This is a genomic window from Psychrobacillus sp. NPDC093180 (genome assembly GCF_044754065.1).
Taxonomy (GTDB): Bacteria; Bacillota; Bacilli; order Bacillales_A; family Planococcaceae; genus Psychrobacillus.
On sequence record NZ_JBIVOJ010000001.1, the window covers coordinates 455,665 to 476,329 of the forward strand.

At 37.0% G+C, this 20,665-nt stretch carries 19 protein-coding genes; 18 read left to right on the forward strand and 1 reads right to left on the reverse strand.

The window, feature by feature from the left end; all coding sequences use genetic code 11:
* The first annotated feature begins 71 nt into the window (after nucleotides 1-71).
* The 16 genes from accB to ACIP9W_RS02410 all read left to right on the forward strand — a co-directional run bounded on the left by accB (nucleotide 72) and on the right by ACIP9W_RS02410 (nucleotide 17,076).
* Nucleotides 72-569 carry an acetyl-CoA carboxylase biotin carboxyl carrier protein gene (gene accB / locus ACIP9W_RS02335; protein ID WP_400785598.1) on the forward strand — a complete coding sequence of 166 codons (498 nt, stop codon included), beginning with the start codon at nucleotides 72-74 and terminating at the stop codon, nucleotides 567-569.
* Nucleotides 570-601: 32 nt separating this feature from the next.
* Nucleotides 602-1,951, forward strand: coding sequence for an acetyl-CoA carboxylase biotin carboxylase subunit (gene accC, locus ACIP9W_RS02340; RefSeq protein ID WP_282243293.1), 1,350 nt, complete (start codon nucleotides 602-604; stop codon nucleotides 1,949-1,951).
* 14 nt (nucleotides 1,952-1,965) lie between these two features.
* Nucleotides 1,966-2,358 (forward strand): Asp23/Gls24 family envelope stress response protein, encoded by a 393-nt coding sequence (locus tag ACIP9W_RS02345; protein ID WP_400785600.1) that lies wholly within the window; start codon nucleotides 1,966-1,968, stop codon nucleotides 2,356-2,358.
* 120 nt (nucleotides 2,359-2,478) lie between these two features.
* The gene (nusB, locus tag ACIP9W_RS02350; protein WP_400785602.1) at nucleotides 2,479-2,856 is read left to right on the forward strand and encodes a transcription antitermination factor NusB; all 378 of its coding nucleotides are present in this window, start codon (nucleotides 2,479-2,481) and stop codon (nucleotides 2,854-2,856) included.
* A 27-nt stretch (nucleotides 2,857-2,883) separates the two neighbouring features.
* Nucleotides 2,884-3,738, forward strand: a complete 855-nt coding sequence (folD, locus tag ACIP9W_RS02355) for a bifunctional methylenetetrahydrofolate dehydrogenase/methenyltetrahydrofolate cyclohydrolase FolD (protein WP_400785604.1) — start codon at nucleotides 2,884-2,886, stop codon at nucleotides 3,736-3,738.
* 72 nt (nucleotides 3,739-3,810) lie between these two features.
* Nucleotides 3,811-5,163 carry an exodeoxyribonuclease VII large subunit gene (xseA, locus tag ACIP9W_RS02360; protein ID WP_400785606.1) on the forward strand — a complete coding sequence of 451 codons (1,353 nt, stop codon included), beginning with the start codon at nucleotides 3,811-3,813 and terminating at the stop codon, nucleotides 5,161-5,163.
* Between the two features lie 5 nt (nucleotides 5,164-5,168).
* Nucleotides 5,169-5,390 carry an exodeoxyribonuclease VII small subunit gene (xseB, locus tag ACIP9W_RS02365; RefSeq protein WP_142538500.1) on the forward strand — a complete coding sequence of 74 codons (222 nt, stop codon included), beginning with the start codon at nucleotides 5,169-5,171 and terminating at the stop codon, nucleotides 5,388-5,390.
* Nucleotides 5,383-6,267 (forward strand): polyprenyl synthetase family protein, encoded by an 885-nt coding sequence (locus ACIP9W_RS02370; RefSeq protein WP_400785608.1) that lies wholly within the window; start codon nucleotides 5,383-5,385, stop codon nucleotides 6,265-6,267. Before xseB ends, ACIP9W_RS02370 begins: the two co-directional genes overlap by 8 nt.
* 89 nt (nucleotides 6,268-6,356) lie before the next feature.
* Nucleotides 6,357-8,252, forward strand: a complete 1,896-nt coding sequence (gene dxs / locus ACIP9W_RS02375) for a 1-deoxy-D-xylulose-5-phosphate synthase (protein WP_400785610.1) — start codon at nucleotides 6,357-6,359, stop codon at nucleotides 8,250-8,252.
* Nucleotides 8,249-9,067, forward strand: a complete 819-nt coding sequence (locus ACIP9W_RS02380; protein ID WP_400785612.1) for a TlyA family RNA methyltransferase — start codon at nucleotides 8,249-8,251, stop codon at nucleotides 9,065-9,067. Before dxs ends, ACIP9W_RS02380 begins: the two co-directional genes overlap by 4 nt.
* 309 nt (nucleotides 9,068-9,376) lie before the next feature.
* Entirely contained in the window at nucleotides 9,377-9,826 is a 450-nt protein-coding gene (gene ahrC / locus ACIP9W_RS02385; protein WP_142538503.1) for a transcriptional regulator AhrC/ArgR, read from the forward strand.
* Between the two features lie 97 nt (nucleotides 9,827-9,923).
* A complete protein-coding gene (gene recN, locus ACIP9W_RS02390; RefSeq protein WP_400785614.1) occupies nucleotides 9,924-11,627 on the forward strand; it encodes a DNA repair protein RecN in 1,704 nt (567 codons plus the stop codon).
* Nucleotides 11,628-11,743: 116 nt separating this feature from the next.
* Nucleotides 11,744-12,700, forward strand: a complete 957-nt coding sequence (locus ACIP9W_RS02395) for a SpoIVB peptidase S55 domain-containing protein (RefSeq protein ID WP_400785616.1) — start codon at nucleotides 11,744-11,746, stop codon at nucleotides 12,698-12,700.
* Nucleotides 12,701-12,922: 222 nt separating this feature from the next.
* Nucleotides 12,923-13,714, forward strand: coding sequence for a sporulation transcription factor Spo0A (gene spo0A / locus ACIP9W_RS02400; protein ID WP_400785954.1), 792 nt, complete (start codon nucleotides 12,923-12,925; stop codon nucleotides 13,712-13,714).
* A gap of 1,072 nt (nucleotides 13,715-14,786) precedes the next feature.
* Complete coding sequence (locus tag ACIP9W_RS02405; RefSeq protein ID WP_400785618.1) at nucleotides 14,787-16,358, forward strand: FapA family protein; 1,572 nt, start codon at nucleotides 14,787-14,789, stop codon at nucleotides 16,356-16,358.
* Nucleotides 16,351-17,076, forward strand: coding sequence for a glycerophosphodiester phosphodiesterase (locus ACIP9W_RS02410; protein ID WP_400785620.1), 726 nt, complete (start codon nucleotides 16,351-16,353; stop codon nucleotides 17,074-17,076). The genes ACIP9W_RS02405 and ACIP9W_RS02410 overlap by 8 nt, the downstream gene beginning before the upstream one ends.
* 4 nt (nucleotides 17,077-17,080) lie before the next feature.
* Here ACIP9W_RS02410 and ACIP9W_RS02415 read toward each other — a convergent pair whose 3' ends face one another.
* A complete protein-coding gene (locus tag ACIP9W_RS02415; RefSeq protein WP_400785622.1) occupies nucleotides 17,081-17,326 on the reverse strand; it encodes a DUF2627 domain-containing protein in 246 nt (81 codons plus the stop codon).
* Nucleotides 17,327-17,455: 129 nt separating this feature from the next.
* Between ACIP9W_RS02415 and ACIP9W_RS02420 the strand changes: the two genes are divergently transcribed.
* Together ACIP9W_RS02420 and bcd are read left to right on the forward strand one after the other, a co-directional pair.
* Entirely contained in the window at nucleotides 17,456-19,474 is a 2,019-nt protein-coding gene (locus tag ACIP9W_RS02420) for a sigma 54-interacting transcriptional regulator (RefSeq protein ID WP_400785624.1), read from the forward strand.
* A gap of 73 nt (nucleotides 19,475-19,547) precedes the next feature.
* Entirely contained in the window at nucleotides 19,548-20,642 is a 1,095-nt protein-coding gene (bcd, locus tag ACIP9W_RS02425; protein ID WP_142538508.1) for a branched-chain amino acid dehydrogenase, read from the forward strand.
* The last annotated feature ends 23 nt before the right edge of the window (nucleotides 20,643-20,665 follow it).

Consider the following 20,665-nt stretch of genomic DNA (forward strand, 5'->3'; position numbering starts at 1 on the left):
AAATTGTCGTAAAAACGTCTAAAATGGGTAGAGTAAGTATTAATAATGTATATAAAAGGGAGACAAGTCACATGAAAATCCAAGAAATTAGAGAAATTATTAAATTGATTGATCAATCTTCATTAGACGAATTTTTATATGAATCAGATGGTACAAAAATTAAACTAAAGAAGAATGATAAAGGTATAATCTCTACAGGTGGACAATCATTTGAAAGCTCTTCTGTAGTGGAAGAACCGAAAATGGTAGAAGTTAAGGCTGAACCAGTAAGCGAAATCAAGGAAGAGGTAATTGTGACAGAAGCAAAACCTGTTGTAGAAGAAAGCTCGTTACATAAAATTACTTCCCCAATGGTCGGTACTTTTTATCAATCTTCTTCTCCGGATACGGATGCATACGTACAAGTTGGCAGTAAAATAAATGCAGATTCCATCGTTTGTATTGTAGAGGCAATGAAACTATTCAACGAAATTGAAGCCGAAGTAGAAGGCGAAATCGTAGAAATTCTTGTGAAAGACGGACAATTAGTTGAATATGGTCAACCGTTGTTCCTCGTAAAAGGAAATTAAGAAAACAGTAGACGAGGAAAGGGGCATAAAGAATGAAAAAAGTATTAATCGCCAATCGTGGTGAAATTGCGGTTCGAATTATACGTGCGTGCAAGGAGTTAGGGATTGAAACGGTTGCAGTTTACTCAGAAGCAGATCGTGAAGCCCTTCATGTCCAAATTGCGGATGAGGCGTATTGTATTGGACCAAGATTATCAAAAGATTCGTATTTAAACTTTTCAAATATTATTAGCGTAGCAAAACTAACTGGGTGTGAAGGTATTCACCCTGGTTATGGATTTTTAGCTGAAAATGCAGAATTCGCGGAGCTATGTGAGGAATGCGATATTAAATTTATCGGGCCGACATCTCAAGCGATTAGAAGTATGGGTATTAAAGACGTTGCAAAAGAAACGATGCAAAAAGCAGGTGTTCCAACAGTTCCAGGATCAAAAGGGATTGTAGAAACGGAAGAGGATGCACTTAATGTTGCAAGAGAAATCGGATTTCCAGTCATTATCAAAGCAACTGCTGGTGGTGGTGGTAAAGGAATTCGCGTTGCAAAAGACGAAGAAGATCTTATTAAAGGCATTAAAATTACGCAAAAAGAAGCTGCTGCTGCATTTGGCAATCCAGGCGTATACTTAGAAAAATACATTGAAGTATTCCGTCATGTGGAAATTCAAGTACTTGCAGACGGACACGGCCACGCTATCCATCTTGGAGAACGAGATTGCTCTGTTCAACGTCGTATGCAAAAACTGGTAGAAGAAGCGCCATCTCCAGCATTATCACCAGAGCTTCGTGCTGAAATGGGAGAAGCAGCTGTAAAAGCAGCACTTGCAGTTGGTTATGAAAGTGCCGGTACTGTAGAGTTCATATTTGATCATATCCATCAAAAATTCTACTTCATGGAAATGAATACCCGTATCCAAGTAGAACATCCGGTTACAGAAATGATTACTGGAATCGATTTGATCAAACAAATGCTATTAGTTGCTTCAGGTGAAAAATTAGCATTTAAACAAGAAGATATTAAACTGAACGGATGGGCAATGGAATGCCGTATCAACGCAGAAAATCCTGCCAAAAACTTTATGCCATCCCCTGGATTAGTTGAGTTTTACTTGCCTCCAGGTGGGCTAGGCGTACGTGTAGACTCGGCTGTTTACCCAGGTTATAGCATTCCACCGTTTTATGATTCCATGGTAGCTAAGCTAATTACTTACGGAGAAACACGTGAGGAAGCTATCGCAAAGATGAAGCGTGCACTATCCGAGTTTGCAATAGAAGGCGTGGAAACAACCATTGCTTTTCATGAAAAACTGATGAATCATGAAGTGTTTGTATCTGGAGATTTTGATACGAAGTTTTTAGAAAAATACGATGTGATGAATTCATAAAAGGAGTGTTCTAAATGACAGAAAATAACGAACAAAAATTTGTTCAAATGACTCCTGAAGGAAAAGAAAACTTAGGGACAATTGAAATTGCTCCTGAAGTAATTACTGTAATTGCGGGTATTGCAACGAATGAAGTGGAAGGAATTGCCGGAACTCGCGGAAACTTTGCTGCCGGTGTCGTAGAACGGCTAGGAAAAAAAGTCCATGGAAAAGGGATTAAAACAGAAATCACAAACGATGGATTGTTTATCGATGTGTATTGTTTAGTTAAATACGGTGCTTCTGTTCCAGTTGTTGCAAGAGAAGTGCAATCCCAAATTCGTCAAGCAATCGAGAATATGACAAGTCTTACTCCTAAAGAAGTGAACGTTCATATTACCGGTGTGCAATTCGAAACAGCAGAATAATAGGAAAAGAGTCATCCCGAGGGTGGCTCTTTTCATTTTTTCTTTCTTCTCCTACGCATTGTGGAGGGAAATATGCTATTATTGTTCTTTAGATAGCTACATTTAAAGGAGAACTTATTTATGAAACGAAGACAAGCAAGAGAGCTAGCATTGCAAGCACTATTTCAGTTAGACAATCATGAGATTTCCATAGGAGAGGCAATTGGCCATGTTACGGAAAAACAAGACCCATTTTTAACTCAATTAGTTAGAGGAACGATAGATCATAAAGAAGAGATAGACGCTTCTTTAGTAGACAAGTTAGAAAACTGGTCACTCGCTAGATTACCTAAAATAGAACGAACAGTTCTTCGTATTGCGGTATATGAATTATTGTTTACGGAAGACACACCAGCGAAAGTAGTTATTAACGAAGCTTTAGAGATTTGCAAAGTATTCGGCGATGAAAAATCTAGTCGTTTTGTAAATGGCGTTTTATCCAAATATACAGAGCAATAATTTTTTTACAATGAAGGAGCATTTATCGTGACTAATCATATAATTGATGGAAAACAAATCGCAGGTAAAGTAACAGAAAAAGTAAAAGAACGTGTGGAAAATTTAAAGGCTCAAGGTGTCACACCTGGTTTAGCAGTTGTGTTAGTTGGGAATAATCCAGCTTCTCAAACTTACGTTAACAACAAAACAAAAACATGTGAAAGATTAGGTATGTATTCTGTCATGATTGAATTAGAAGAGACAATCTCAGAAGAGGAGCTTCTAAAACATGTCGAAACATTAAATAATGATCCAAAAATTCACGGTATTTTAGTGCAGTTACCTTTACCTAAACAAATAGACGAAGACCGTGTAATTGCAGCAATTTCTCCTCTTAAAGATGTGGACGGCTTTCATCCTGAAAGTGTTGGTAAAATGATGATTGGTCAACCAACTTTCCTTTCTTGTACACCATTTGGCATTATGAAATTGTTAGAATACAGTGATGTGGAAATAGCAGGAAAACATGCAGTTATTATTGGGAGAAGTAATATTGTAGGCAAACCGATGGGACAATTGCTGTTACAAAAAGATGCAACCGTAACCTATTGCCATTCCAAAACGAAAGATTTACATACATTTACAAAACAAGCGGATATTTTAGTGGTGGCTACTGGGCGTGCGAAAATGATTGACTCAAGCTATATAAAAGAAGGCGCAGTTGTTATTGATGTAGGTATTAATCGTGATGAAAATAACAAGCTTTGTGGCGATGTTGATTTTGCATCAGCACAGGAAGTAGCATCTAAAATCACGCCAGTTCCTGGTGGAGTGGGACCAATGACAATTGCTATGCTTATGGAAAATACATGCTTATCGGCTGAAAATACCCTAATCAACTAATACTAAGGAAAGCTGTTTTTCTACAGAAAGACAGCTTTTACATTGTGGAAAGTCTGAGGAGTTGTTTCGTTCGTGACATCACATACATACTTAACGGTAAAAGCATTAACTAAATACATAAAAAGAAAATTCGATGCAGATACACACTTGCGTGATGTGTATGTAAAGGGAGAGCTTTCCAATGTGAAAGTCCATTCAAGCGGACATATTTATTTTACATTGAAAGATGATGCTGCAAGAGTCACTTCTGTCATGTTTGCGATGAATGCAAGGGCCCTCAAGTTCATTCCTGAAAGTGGCATGAATGTACTTATTCGCGGTGATATCAACGTCTTTGAAGCGGCAGGGCAATATCAGCTCTACGCATCCAGTATGCAACCGGACGGCATTGGAGAACTTTTCCTTGCGTTTGAACAATTAAAAAAGAAATTAGAAAAAGAAGGATTGTTTCATCCAAGTCGTAAAAAGCCAATTCCTAGTTTCCCTAAAAAAATTGGAGTAGTTACGTCGAAAACCGGAGCTGCAATTCGAGATATTTTAACAACTTTAGAACGTAGATATCCGCTTAGCGAAGTAATAGTGTTTCCGAGTATTGTTCAAGGCCCTCAAGCAGCCCCGTCGATTGTAAAATCTATTGAACAAGCAAATAGTCTACAATCGATAGATGTTCTCATTGTGGGACGAGGCGGGGGATCCATTGAGGATTTATGGGCATTCAATGAGGAAGTAGTGGCTAGAGCCATTGCAAAAAGTGATATACCGATTATTAGCGCAGTGGGCCATGAAACAGATACAACGATTGCAGACTTTGTCTCTGATTTACGTGCTCCAACCCCAACAGCAGCTGCAGAGATGGCTGTTCCAAGTAAAGAAAACTTGATGAAAAATGTTTTATCCTATCAATCTGCCTACTTACATTTCATAACAAAAAAATTAGCAGATGAGAAAAATAGATACAAACGAGCAATGGAATCGCCTGTGCTTGCAACTCCCGAAAAGTTATATCGTCCTTTTATAGAGAGATATGTACGTGTAGAGCAACAACTACAAAGAGAAACAAGTCGTTTATATAAAGATAAAAATCGTTCTTTCACGCAAATACAGAATAGATTTACCCAACTTTCACCTCAGAAAGTGATAGACCAACATCAAAGATCTATACAAACAATTACAAACCAACTAAATCAAGTAGCTATATCAACATTTGAAAAAAATCGGCATCAATTTATCTCCTCTATTCGTACGTTAGAAGCATTAAATCCACTAAAAATAATGGACCGTGGATATAGCATTACGTATAAAAACGGTAAGTTAGTAAAATCAGTGGCTGATGTACAGCAAGGTGATTCCATCATTGTTACTTTATCAGACGGCCGACTCGAAGCGATTATTCAAGAAGTAGATAGAAATGAGAGAGGGGACTAATTTTTATGACTAAAAAAGAAATTCCATTTGATGAAGCTATGCTACAACTAGAGAATATTGTGCGTCAATTAGAACAAGGAGATGTTCCATTAGAAAACGCTATAGAATTGTATCAAAAAGGCATGGAGCTATCCAAGCTTTGTAGTGAAAAACTACAAAGTGCAGAAAAGCAACTTGTCTCTTTCATGGGAGAAACGACAGAGGAAGCTGGTAAAGAAAATGAGTAATGGATTACAAGCATTCATCCAAAACAATCAGCCAATTATCGAACAAAAGCTATCTACATTAATACAAGAGATACATGCCCCTGAAAAATTAAAAGAAGCAATGGTTTATTCACTTCAAGCAGGTGGAAAAAGAATTAGACCACTCTATACACTTGCTGTATTAGAAGAACTGAATACAACAAGTGAAGTTGCTGCTACTGTTGCTAGTACGATAGAAATGATTCATACGTATTCCCTTATTCATGATGATCTTCCAGCAATGGATGATGATGATCTACGAAGAGGTAAACCAACGAATCATGTAGTATTTGGAGAAGCACTCGCTATTTTAGCTGGAGATGGACTTCTGACACTTGCGTTTGGAATACTGGCTCGACTTCCTGAATTAACTGCAAGCCAGAAAATAGACTTGATCGAACGACTAAGCTATGCAGCGGGAGCGGAAGGCATGGTTGGTGGGCAAGTGCTAGATATATTAGGTGAAGGAAAATCGTTAACGCTTGAGGAACTAGAAAAAGTTCATATAAATAAAACAGGGGCCCTTTTATCCTTCAGCATATTAGCTGGTGGTATTATTGCCAATGCTTCTGAAGAAATTATGAAAGCATTACAAACCTATGCTTTCCATATTGGCTTGGCTTTTCAAATTCAAGATGATATTTTAGATATCGAAGGAACCTCAGAGCAACTTGGAAAAACTGCGGGGAAAGATGTATTAAGTGAAAAAAATACATATCCTTCAATTTTAACGCTCATCGGTGCGAAAGAGCAGTTGCAAAAACAATATGAGTCAGCAATCATTGCATTAGAACAAGTAAATATGCATAATGGTATTCTTGTAGAATTTGCCAATTATATTACGAAAAGATCGAACTGACAGCGTATAACTTTGTTTTAATGGGATTTATTGATATTATATTAACTAGTTGTAAAGAAGGAAATCTTAAAAGAAGGTGTGTGATGGCAATGGATTTAACTTCAATTTCTAGCCCATCCTTTTTAAAAAGTTTAGATAATGAACAATTAAAGGAATTAAGTGAAGATATTCGATCGTTTCTAATAGAGAAATTATCTGTAACGGGTGGTCATATTGGACCCAATTTAGGTGTTGTAGAATTGACAATTGCACTTCATAAGGCGTTTAATAGTCCAGAAGATAAATTTCTGTGGGATGTTGGACATCAAGCATATGTGCACAAAATATTAACAGGGCGAGCAAATCAGTTTGATACGCTACGTCAATTTAAAGGGCTTTGTGGCTTTCCTAAAAGAATTGAAAGTGAGCATGATGTATGGGAGGCAGGACATAGCTCCACATCACTATCTGCCGCAATGGGAATGGCAAAAGCGCGTGATTTACAAAACAAAAAGAATTTTGTCGTACCAATTATTGGAGACGGAGCGTTAACAGGCGGAATGGCATTAGAAGCACTCAATCATATTGGTCACGAAAAAACGGATATGATCGTCATCTTAAATGATAACGAAATGTCAATCGCTCCGAATGTAGGCGCATTGCATAATGTGTTAGGAAAACTACGTACCCATGGTAAGTACAATAAAGCTAAAGATGAGTTAGAATATTTGCTGAAAAAGATTCCAGCAGTTGGCGGGAAACTTGCAGGAACAGCTGAGCGAGTAAAAGACAGTTTGAAATACTTGCTTGTATCCGGTGTATTTTTTGAAGAATTAGGCTTCACGTATTTAGGTCCAATTGATGGGCATAGTTTCGAAGCGTTAGAAGAAAATTTAAAAAATGCAAAGAAAATGAAAGGTCCTGTTCTCCTTCATGTTATCACCAAAAAAGGAAAAGGATATAAACCTGCTGAGCAAGATAAGATTGGTACTTGGCACGGAACTGGTCCTTATAAAACAGAAACAGGTGCTTTTGTAAAATCTGCAACTAATGCACCTTCTTGGAGCGGACTAATTGCGGAAACTGCGAGGAAACTTGCACGTACTGATAAGCGAATCGTAGCAATTACACCTGCTATGCCTGTCGGTTCTAAATTAGAAGGATTTGCTTCTGAGTTCCCGAATCGCATGTTTGATGTGGGAATTGCGGAACAGCATGCAACCACAATGGCAGCTGGAATGGCTGCAGATGGGATGAAACCTTTTTTAGTTATTTATTCAACATTTCTACAAAGAGCGTATGATCAAGTGCTTCATGATATTTGTCGCCAAAACTTGAACGTTGTAATCGGTATCGATCGCTCGGGGTTAGTTGGAGCAGATGGTGAAACGCATCAAGGAATATACGATATTTCGTTTTTACGTCATATGCCTAATATGGTTATTATGATGCCAAAAGATGAAAATGAAGGTCAACATATGGTAAAAACAGCATTTGAATATGAGGATGGTCCAATCGCTATACGTTATCCAAGAGGAAATGGCCTAGGTGTACCAATGGACGAAAATTTAAAAACGATTCCAATTGGTTCATGGGAAGTATTAAAAGAGGGTACACAAGCTGTTATCTTAACGTTTGGTACGACAATCCCAATGGCGATGAAAGCTGCAGAACAACTGGCAGAAGCAAATATATCTGTCGAAGTCGTGAATGCTCGTTTTATTAAGCCACTGGATGAACAGATGCTAGTGAACTTGCAGGAACGTAATATTCCTATTATTACTGTGGAGGAAAGTGCGCTTCAAGGTGGTTTTGGAAGTGCCGTTCTAGAGTTTTACAACGAGCAACATTTGCAAGCAAATGTTAAACGCATTGGTATTCCGGACGTATTTATTGAACATGGAGATGTCGATCAATTATTAGAGGAAATTCATATTACGACAGAAGATATTGTAAAACTAGTGAAAACTTCTGTAACTGAAAGTTCAAGGTATATTTCGTCATGACAAAAGTACCGAAAGAGCGTGTAGACATACTATTAGTGGAACAAGGTTTGTTCGATACGAGAGAAAAAGCAAAACGCGCGATTATGGCGGGACTTGTATACATCAAAGAAGAACGCGTAGATAAACCAGGAGAAAAAATAGGAATCGATTCTATACTAACCGTTAAGGGTCAAGTATTGAAATATGTAAGCAGAGGCGGTCTAAAGCTTGAGAAGGCGTTAGAGCAATTCGATCTTACCGTTCAAGACAAGATCATGTTAGATATCGGTTCCTCTACTGGTGGATTCACAGACTGTGGGCTACAAAATGGTGTTAAGCATGCATATGCACTAGATGTAGGAAGCAACCAATTAGCATGGAAAATTCGTCAAGATTCTCGTGTAACGGTCATGGAGAAAACGAATTTTAGATATTCGACTCCAGCTGATTTTAAAGAAGGTTTACCTTCGTTTGCTTCTATTGACGTATCTTTCATTTCTTTGAAATTAATCTTTCCAACTTTAAAAACAATTCTGGTTCCAAACGGGGACGTAATAGCCCTTGTTAAGCCGCAGTTTGAAGCGGGGAAGGAACGAGTTGGAAAAAAAGGTATTGTTAGAGATCCGGCAGTACATGTAGATGTATTGAATGAAATTGCGAGCTTCGCAGAAACACAAAATTTCCAATTGAAAAATGCTTCATTTTCACCGATAACCGGTGGGGAAGGAAATATCGAGTTTCTTTTTCATTTAATAAGCGTAGATGAGGGACAAGTTATTCCTCACGATATAGATTTTACAAAGCTCGTCCATGTTGCACATAATTCGTTGAAATAATTCGCGGCTCTACACGAGAGTCGCGTTTTTTCTTGTGACTTTTAAGGTGAAGTGCTAATGTATAAAGTAACTAATATAAATGGAAGCTTCCATCAACGGAGATTTTTCTCTCCCAGATGCTTAGATTGACTCAGGCCTTAACATCGTGTTGTGAGGAAATGCCTGAGTGACCAACATTCTATTGATCCAAACAATCGGGGATGCATAGGTGATTTTTCCCCGACTATTTAGTATATTTTCTTTCACAAAAGTCGTGGTGAGAATATTATTCCCTGTTAATCCGAATAAATATACAATGAGGTGACTTATTTGAATAAAGGACAAAGGCATATACGAATTCGTGATATTATTGCCAATAACGAAATTGAGACACAAGACGATTTAGTCGATTTTTTAAAAAATACAGGATACAACGTAACACAAGCTACTGTTTCTAGAGATATAAAAGAATTACATTTAGTAAAAGTGCCACTTCCGAACGGTAGTTATAAATACAGCTTACCTGCAGATCAACGATTTAATCCGACACAAAAATTGCGTCGTGCATTAACAGATGCTTTTGTTAGTATTGATGGGGCAAGCCATTTTCTAGTCATGAAGACGTTACCGGGAAATGCACATGCAATTGGTTCGTTAATTGATTATTTAGATTGGACAGAAATACTTGGAACAATTTGTGGGGACGATACTTGCTTAATCTTATGCAGAGAAGAAGCGGATAGTGAAATCGTTAAAAGCAGACTACTGGAGATGCTATAACATAGCCAAGCAAATACTGAATGTTTATTAGTAGAGCTTCTCTAAGGACGTTGTGTCCTTGCGGTAACGCCTAATCGATAAAAAGAGGTGTGGACAGTTGTTAAAGGAAATATCCATAAAAAACTTTGCGATTATTGATGAACTAACGGTTAGTTTTGAAGAAGGACTAACCGTCTTAACCGGAGAGACAGGGGCAGGTAAATCTATAATTATTGATGCCGTTCATTTATTATGTGGTGGAAGAGGCTCTCAAGAATTTATACGCCATGGAGCAAAAAAAGCAGAATTAGAAGGATTGTTTATCATTTCTAACCCAAAACATGGTGTATTCAAAAAAATGTTGGATGTCGGAATTGAAATAGACGAAGAGTCGATTATTTTAAGAAGAGATATTAATGATTCTGGTAAAAGTGTTTGTCGAGTAAATGGGAAACTTGTCACAATAGGCATTCTAAGAGAGATTGGCGCTTCCTTGATCGATATTCATGGGCAACATGAAAGCCAGGAGTTGATGGATGACAAAGCGCATATCCATTTGTTGGATCAATTTGCCGGAGAAAATTTAAAACTAGTAAAAGAATCGTATAAAGAATTATTTACGAAATATAAAAAATGGAAAAAAGAACTTGCCACTTTAACGGAAAATGAACAGCAAATTGCCCATAAAATAGATCTATATACTTTTCAAGTGGACGAAATCGAAGAAGCTGGTCTAGTTGTCGGAGAGGAAGAACTGCTTCAGGAAGAAAAAAAGAAGCTACAAAATTTCCATAAAGTCTTCGATAAAATGGGGAATGCTTACGAAGCCATTTTAGCCGAGTCGAGAGGGTTAGATTATATCGGTACAGCAATGGCTGAATTACAGGATATAGCGGATGTCGATAAAAACATGCATGACTTAAGTGAAAATGTATCAACCGCATTTTATATGTTACAAGAAGCTGCATACCAATTAAAAAATGAATTAGATGAAATGGAATACGATAGCAATCAATTACAACATGTAGAAGATCGGTTAGCCTTAATCCAAACTTTAAAAAGAAAATATGGATCTTCCGTAGAAGAAATTTTACAATACAAAGATAAAATCGAGTTTAGTTTAGGACAACTTGTAAATAGAGATGAACAAATACAAAAAATGGCCGAAAAAATTAATCAAATCGAAAAAGACTTAGAACTAGAAGCAACTGATTTAACAGAGAAGCGAAAAGTAGCAGCGAAACAGTTAAGCAAAGCAATAATGGAACAATTACAGGAGCTTTATATGGAAAAGGCTACCTTTTCGGTTATGTTTCATGAACCAGAGAAAATGGCTTATAATGAAAATGGATTAGATGAATTGTCTTTTTATATTTCCACAAATGTAGGAGAACCATTAAAAGCATTAACTAAAATTGCATCAGGCGGCGAGCTATCCCGAATGATGCTTGCTTTGAAAAGTATTTTCTCAAAACATCAAGGTATAACGTCGATCATATTTGATGAAGTGGATACTGGAGTAAGTGGGAGAGTTGCACAGGCAATCGCTGAAAAAATTGCAGGAATCGCTACAAATTCCCAAGTATTATGTATTTCCCATTTGCCACAGGTCGCAGCGATGGCTGACCAACATTTAATGATTAAAAAAGAAGTTAATGGCAATCGCACTTTTACCGTATTAGAAGAAGTAATAGGTGATAAGCGTGCTGAAGAACTAAGTCGCATGATGTCTGGTGCTGAAATTACAAGTACAACGTTACGACATTCAAAAGAGCTATTAAAATTAGCGAAGGATCGGAAAAAAATATTAAGAAATGTATGAAGACCCTTTAATTGGGTCTTCATTTTTTTGTGACTTCAGTACTTTATTTTTTATCAATTATTTACCTCACATAGAGTTCTTTCTGCGGGACATAGTATTTGTATAGGAGGTGAAATATGAAAAAAACCTATCGTAAATGGTCGCTAATGCCAATACTTTTCATTACATTATTCTTTGCAAGCAATCCTACTTTTGCGGAGCAAACCTCGGTCGTCCCACTTGGTCAATCAATACAAATTGATCTTCAATACGGTGCTGTTTTCCTTAGTCACGATGTTATGCTTACAGATGAAGAATGGTTGCGCGCGGGTGATTCCATTCACCAAATTAATGATCAAAAGATATCAAACGTTGAGGATGTAAAAACGCACGTAAAAGACAAAGAACAAATTACTATTCAGTATGAGCACAATAAAAAAATGCATACAAAAGAAATTACATCCGAACAAACTCTAAAACTTCTCCCCTTTTTACGTGATGCTACAGAAGGAATTGGCACATTGACGTATTTTGACCCCGCTACAAAAGAATTTGGAGCACTAGGACATCAAATTGTCGACCATGCGACAGGAGTAACTCCCAAGTTTTCAGAAGGATCCATTTATTTATCTTCCATTGAACAAATAAAGAAAAGTATTCCAGGTCAACCAGGATATAAAATCACATCCCATGAGGCAAATACTTCGCCAATAGGCGGTGTCGATGAAAACAATGTATATGGCATATTTGGTAAGTTAGAGGATAATGCTCTAGAAAATATTCCATTGCAGCAAGTAGAAATCGCAGACGCAGAAACAATAATGTCAGGTGAAGCAATTATGCGAACATCCATCGATGGTGAAAAAGTACAAGACTTTTCGATAAATATTTCTTCGGTCGATGGACATCTTTTTCAATTCACTGTTACCGATAAATCGCTCATAGAAAAGACAGGCGGAATTTTACAAGGTATGAGTGGAAGTCCGATCATCCAAAAAGATAAACTAATCGGTGTCGTAACACATATGTATGTGGACAAGCCTAAGAATGGTGCGGCACTAGCAATTACTGAAATGATGAAAAAAAATCCATGAAAATGATTATGAGGGTAGACCGAAATTGGGTCTACCCTTTTTCATGAAGAGAAGTTACAATGTAGCTAGAGAGAAATGGACGAAATTGTCGAAACAATTATTTAATTATCGAAAAAGGTAGAAACTGTAATAGGAAAGGCTTATTTTTAACAAAAATAAAGGAAGTAGTCTAAAAATAGCGAATAGTACTAAAGTCAAAAAACATAAAGGTGGATGAGTATGATGGAAAAAATTAAAATTGCAATTGTAGACGACAACAAAGACTTACTACGGACAATGGGTGCTTATTTTGAACAACATCCAGAAATAGAAGTTATTGGTACTGCGAGTAACGGGAAGCTTTGCTTGGAATTATTAGAATCTAAAAAACCAGACGTCCTTTTACTGGACATTATTATGCCTCATTTGGATGGAATCGCAGTACTGGATAGCTTACAAAAAAATAACCAATTAAACGATATCCAAATTATTATGCTAACGGCTTTTGGACAAGAAGATGTCATGAAGCAGGCGGTAGATCTAGGGGCAGCCTATTTTATGTTAAAGCCGTTTGAATTTGATCGTCTCGTTACACAAATAAAGCAAGTTGCCGGCAAAAAAGAATTTGTCCAAGACATTCCTGTGAAGTCTAATCCAGAAAAAGAAGCAGCACAAAGTAAACGGATGATTGATCATACAATTACAAACGTTATTAAAGAAATTGGAGTGCCTGCACATATTAAAGGGTACTCGTATTTACGCGAGGCGATCCAAATGGTTTACTCGGATGTTGAGTTACTCGGCTCCATTACGAAAGTATTATATCCAGAAATCGCTAAAAAATTTCAAACGACACCATCTCGTGTAGAGCGTGCAATTCGACATGCGATCGAAGTCGCATGGAATCGTGGAAACTACGAAACTATTTCGAAAATGTTTGGATACACAGTTCACCATTTAAAGTCAAAACCTACCAATTCTGAGTTCATCGCGATGATTGCAGATAAAATTCGCATGGAGAACATGGCTAGTTAATCGTTGGTAATAATGGACTAATTATATATAACCTTAACCAACGAATTATTGATTCGCTGGTTTTTTTATGGCTTAGAATGTTATAAGCTCTATAGCCTATTGATCAGTATAGGAAAACTACGGGAGAGAAATAAATAAAGTGGGGTTAAAATTTTCATTTCAGGGTGGAGACTTTCCGCCCTGGACTGAAAAACAATAGGTCTAGCTAATCCGATAACATCTATTATGCGCGGATAGATTCACATAATATTCCAGTAAATGGTTCAATGAGACATAAGATACCGTGAACGCGACAAACTTCCTCTTGAAAATGACAAAGCCAACAAGTTGATGCTTTTTGTAAAGTAATCCCAGTCAATATGTCATTATTATTAGAGTCTCACTCCAAGTAAACTTGTTTTATGAAAATTGGTTGCTCTCAGGAGTAATTTGGTTGCTTTCAGACAAGAGCTAGTTGCTCTCAACAGTCGTGTGGTTGCTCTCAGACTAGAACTGATTGCTCTTGAGAGCTGTTTGGTTGCCCTTAGCCATTTATTGGAGATACTTATTCTGCAACTACTTAATTGGAGGGATTTAGTGCGGCGGCGCGAGACTTCTGTGAGAAAGCGAGGCAGACGATAACCTGCTGTCACTTGAGACGAAGCGCCGCCGTCCTAAATCCAAGCGGATACTTCATTCAATTTTCTCTATAATGTGATACTTTCTATTTTATCGTTACCATAAGCTAAATTGCACACACGACAGGTCTGTTAGATCTTTTGAAGATTTCTGTCCTTGCTCATAAAGCTGCAGGGCATAAGTGCAGTATAAAACATAGGCTGTTGAATTTTAAGTGAGTGATTTAATTTCAACTTTATATAGGGGTAATATCTTCGAATTCATATGGAAGATAGAATGATTATATATTTAGTCTTAATTAAAACTAAGACAGATATAACTTAAGTACTGTTTTATTTTGTGAGTTTTCATTATTTTGTGACTGAGTTAGGTATTATTGTGGAAATTCAGCTACTGTCCTATTTTTTTCGTACGTTAATCATTATTAGACGTATAATAATGCAGGAGAGGAAGTGTGAACTTGAAAATTATCGAACAAAATGAAGAAATTACATTAACTGAAAATAATGGACGTGTGTTCATAGCGATAACTAATGGTGGATATAACTTGAAGAAATTTGATGAATTGACACGCAAGCACACCCGTCTGAAAGTATCAAATTTTTTAGCGTTAAAAAATGCAATGGAACATAAAACGGATGATCCTATTGAGATAGGTAGTTGGATTGAAAGCATGGAGTTAGAAATAAGTGCAGATAAAATGGAAGCACTTCTTACAATTTATGAATCGCAGGCATACATCCAAGAAAATTTAGCAGAAATTCATACAAACATTCAAAAAGTATTGCAGGAACAACAGATCATCTATGGTCATAAACCAATCGATTTACTAAATGTTAAGTCAGGAAAAACATACATAGTTGCAACAGGTTTACCTCCTCAAAAAGGGGAAAATGCGAAAGTGACATATTTGGATCAAGCAGAAAAAAGGCCTGTCATTAAAGAGGATGGTAACGCAGACTTTTTTGACATGAATTTTATTGTCGAAATAAAAGAAGGTTCCTGGTTGGGAGAAAAAATCCCACCCCAAAAAGGGGTAGATGGCATAAATATAGTTGGGGAAAACGTACCGGCCGAACCAGGAGATGATATAAAATTAAAATATGATACAAAAAGTGCATACGAAGTAGAGGAAGACGGAAAAACAGTGCTTCGTTCTAAAACAAAGGGTATTATAGGAGAGATAAATGGCGTACTATCCGTTCAAAAACATTTAGTCATTGATGGAGATGTTGGATTAGAAACGGGAAATCTAACATTTGATGGTTCGATACAGGTGAAAGGTACGGTGATGGCAGGATATTCAGTTATCGCATCAGGAGACATATCGATTGATGGAAAAGTAGGAGTAAATGCGGCGGAATTGATAAAATCTACAGAAGGAGATGTCTTTATAAGAGGAGGCATTTTCGGACGCGGTGTTACAAAAGTCGAAGCATACAAAAATATTTTTGTTAAACATGCGAACGAATGTACTTTAGAAGCAAAAGATACTATTAATATTGGATTTTATGCGCTCGGCTCTATTATTTCAGCCAACCAAATCCTCCTCGATGAGCGTAAAGGGAAAATTATTGGTGGAAAGACGATAGCGGTCAATTCGATAACCGCTGCATATTCTGGTAATAGTTTGGAAAGAAAAACGGAACTGATTGTCCAAGGGATTGATCGGAAAATATTAAAAGAAAACGCAAAAGAGAAAGCGCAGAAAATGATAAAACTACAAGAGGAAATGTCGAAGTTGGAAATTCAAATCGACCAATTAAAAAATGCCTTTACTGTGCAACAGATAGCTGTTTTCGAACAAACAAAGCAAAAGTACAATCAATTGCAAGTGGAAATAAAAGAAATCGATACAGAGATTAAGCGTATTTTAAGAACGTTACGACAGTCTAATGATTATTATATTCATATTACAAAAGAAGCAAATGCTGGGACAATGATTCAAATAGGCTACAAATCTTCTGTGTTATCAAATCCTACGAAAGGGAAATTTAAAATAGAAAATGGGGAGTTAAATGTCTAAAATACCCGTATATGCACACCGTGGAGCTCCAAATCGTGCAGTAGAGAATTCTTTAAAAGCTTTCAAGCGAGTGTTAATGTTAGGAGTAGATGGAATCGAAATTGATTTACAGCTTTCTGCAGATGGTGTTGCATTCGTTACGCATGATATTGACTTTTTTAGATTAGCTGGAAATAGTCGACGTATTACGGATATGACAGCTGAAGAAATTTTACAGCTTAAATTAGGAAGTCCGTTGTATCGTAAATTTTGGTACAGTCGAGTAATGACATTCGATCAGTTTATCCAACTAGTGGCTCCTACCGGTATAAAGTTAAATATTGAACTGAAGGAATCGTTTTTGGGGAAAATTGAGAAGATTGTAGAAGTTGTAGAAAAAACAAAAGGGATAGAAGATGTACATTTTTCTTCTTTCGAATTTAGTATATTGCAAGCAATTCATGCGCTTGGTTTGAACGTCAAAACAGCTTTTATCGGGAAAAAAAACTCCGATTGGGATTATATTTTATCTATCAGAAAATGGGATGCGATCCATTTAAACAAAAGATTTTATGATTCGGAGTTAATGTATAGAATATGGAACGAAGGATTCCCACTTCGCTTTTATAATGTAAAAGGAAATGAAAAGTATATCGTCCATCCACATGAATCCGTCATAGGATGGATTACAGATTTTCCAGAAAAAGTTATACAGCGACAAAAAAGGAATCTGACTTAGAAAGTCAAGATTCCTTCTTCTTTTGAAATCGTGGAGCTACTTTTCCGTTCTTTCGATCCCTGTTCAATAAAAATCCAGCAAAGAAGCCTAACCCTAAAACAGTGAAAATAATTCCGCTTATAAATTGTATGGCCAAGCCTCCAATAGGGAGAATCTGTAATCCGAAAAACGTATCTCTCATTAATTTAATCCCGAACGCTGCTAAAATACCAGGAATTAATAACACGATTAAAGCCGCTAAACGACCCATTTTCTTCACTCCTGTTCCTTCATTTTTAATTTTACATGCAAGAATATGATTGTCAACGAAAGAAACTTACGTTATGATAAATGAGAAGTGCAATAAGTTGCGAAAAAGAAAACGGGGGTGTGCATATTTTTGCAAAACATACTCATTGTAGGTGCAGGTAACGGTGGATATGCACTTCTGAAGTTGATGGAACAGGCGGATTACTTACAAGTAACAGCAATTGTTGATATCAACGAAGAAGCTCCTGGAATAATTTACGCAAAAGAGCATAAGATTCCAACTTATTCAGATTGGAAACCACTTTTAAGCGGAAATATTCAAATCATCATTGATGTGACAGGAAAAAAAGAGGTTTTTCAAGAACTTCTTGTAAATAGACCTGCTACCGCGGTTATTATACCAGGTGAAATTGCTAACTTAATCGTTACGTTATTGGAAGAGAAAGATGATTATATTCAAATCATCGATCGTAAAAAAATGATGCAAGAATTAATTTTTAACTCCATCGAAGAAGGCATGATTGGGATAGACGACCGGGGAATCGTCAATTTTTTCAATAAAAGTGCAGAAAAAATGACTAAAATGCCAAGAGAAAAGGCAATTGGGAAGCATGTGCATGAAGTAATTGGTTTAAGTGAATTACCGAGAATATTCGAGACTGGTAGTGTCGAATTAAACAAAGAACTCACTCTTGAAAGCGGTACCAAAATTGTTACGTCAAGGTATCCGATGATTAATGAAGAGGGAAAAAGGATCGGTGCATTTGCAGTATTTAAGGATATTTCAGAGGTGCTTCGTCTTGCAGAAGAGATTACCAATTTAACAGAAATTCAAAAAATGCTAGAGGCCATTATACATTCGAGTGATGACGCAATATCCGTAGTGGATGAAGAAGGAAAAGGGATTCTTATTAACCCTGCCTATACTCGAATTACTGGTTTTAGCGAAGAAGAAGTAATCGGCAGGCCTGCGACAGCGGATATTTCTGAAGGGGAAAGTATTCATTTAAAAGTGTTGCAAACGAAAAAGCCGATTCGTGGGGTGAATCTTCGAGTTGGAAAACAGAAAAAAGAAGTGATTGTAAATGTTGCACCGATCATTGTAAATAGCGAGCTAAAGGGAAGTGTCGGTGTAATCCATGACATGACTGAGATGCGTGGTTTGATGAAAGAGCTGGATCGTGCAAAAACGCTTATTCGCACATTGGGATTATCGTATTCTTTAAAGGATATTTCGGGAACCTCGAAACAGATAAATTTTGCGATTGATCAAGCAAGACTAGCAGCAAGCGTACCTGTTACCGTCCTCTTAAGGGGAGAGGTTGGTTCAGGAAAGGATTTATTTGCTCATGCTATTCATAGTGAAAGTCCCAGAGCGTCTCATCCGTTTATCCGGGTTAATTGCAGTGCTTTGGAAGAACATTTATTAGAAAAAGAATTATTTGGATTTGAAGAAAACGGATTGAGTCAAGCAGGACTAATCGAAAATGCTGTAAATGGTACTATTTTCTTGGACGAAGTTGGGGAACTTACGAAAAAGACGCAAGCAAAATTGCTTCGCGTTTTACGAGAGGATATTATCATTCGGGTTGGAGGGACTTCTTCTATTCCTGTAGATGTACGAGTTATTGCATCTAGTAGTTTAAATCTAGAAAAAGCAATGCGTGAAGGCACATTTAGAGAAGATTTTTATTTCCAATTAAATCGAATGCCTATCCATATTCCTGCATTAAGTGAGCGTAAAGAAGATATTCCGATAATAGCAGAACATTTACTAGTGAAGCTAAACCAAGAATTTGGTCGGAATGTGGAAGGGTTCACAAAGGAAGCGATGGAAAGCTTACTTGATTATAATTGGCCCGGAAATGTGCGAGAACTTGAAAACATTATTAGTCGTTCAATGATTTTCTTGCAGCCGAACGATCGTTTTGTCGAAGAACAGCATCTACCAAAGTCGATGCTTGCGTTAGAGAATAATGACGATGATGAGCCGATTGGCACGCTAGCAGAACAAATGGATGAGATGGAAAAGAAAGTATTAGCGCGGGCGCTTAAAGCATCCGGGGGAAATAAATCGCAAACAGCTAAAAAACTTCAAATTTCTCTTCGCACACTATATTATAAGTTAGAAAAATATCAGTTAGTTTAAAATGGGAGTTATTTTCACGTAACAAGGGGTATTTATATATATAACAGAAATTACTATCTAGGAGGAATTACACATGGAAATTTTCAAATATATGGAGACTTACGATTATGAGCAATTAGTTTTTTGCCAAGACAAAACATCAGGATTGAAAGCAATTATTGCAATTCATGACACTACGCTTGGACCTGCACTTGGTGGAACTCGTATGTGGAATTATGCGTCTGAAGAAGAGGCGATTGAAGATGCTCTACGCTTAGCAAAAGGAATGACTTACAAAAATGCTGCTGCTGGTCTAAATCTTGGTGGCGGGAAAACAGTTATTATTGGTGATCCATTGAAAGATAAAAACGAAGAAATGTTCCGCGCATTTGGTCGTTTCATCCAAGGGCTAAACGGTCGTTATATTACAGCAGAAGATGTTGGTACTACAGTAGCAGATATGGATATTATTCATGAAGAAACAAATTATGTAACTGGTATTTCAGAAGCATTCGGTTCATCGGGTAACCCATCACCAGTAACTGCTTATGGAGTATATGTAGGGATGAAAGCTGCTGCAAAAGAGGCTTTTGGTTCTGATTCACTTGAAGGCAAAACAGTTGCTGTTCAAGGTGTAGGAAATGTTGCATACACATTATGCGATTATTTACACAAAGAAGGTGCAAAGCTAATTGTTGCTGATATTAACCAGGCTTCAGTTGACCGTGCTGTAAATGCGTTTGATGCTGTTCAAGTTGGAGTAGATGAAATTTACTCTCAAGATGCAGATATTTTCGCACCATGTGCACTAGGTGCAATTATTAATGACAACACAATTCCGCAACTTAAAGCAAAAGTAATTGCAGGTTCTGCAAATAACCAATTAAAAGATACAAAACATGGGGATATCATCCATGAAATGGGCATTGTTTACGCACCAGATTATGTGATCAATTCAGGTGGCGTGATTAACGTAGCAGACGAATTATATGGCTACAATCATGATCGTGCAATGAAACGTGTTTCTGGGATATATGATACAATTGAAAAGATTTTCGCTATTTCTAAAAGAGATGAGATTCCAACATATGTAGCAGCAGACCGACTTGCTGAAGAACGCATTGAGCGTGTTGGGAAATCTCGTAGCCAATTTTTACAAAATGGCAAACATATTATTACCAATCGATAATATTAAATAGACGGATCATAGAA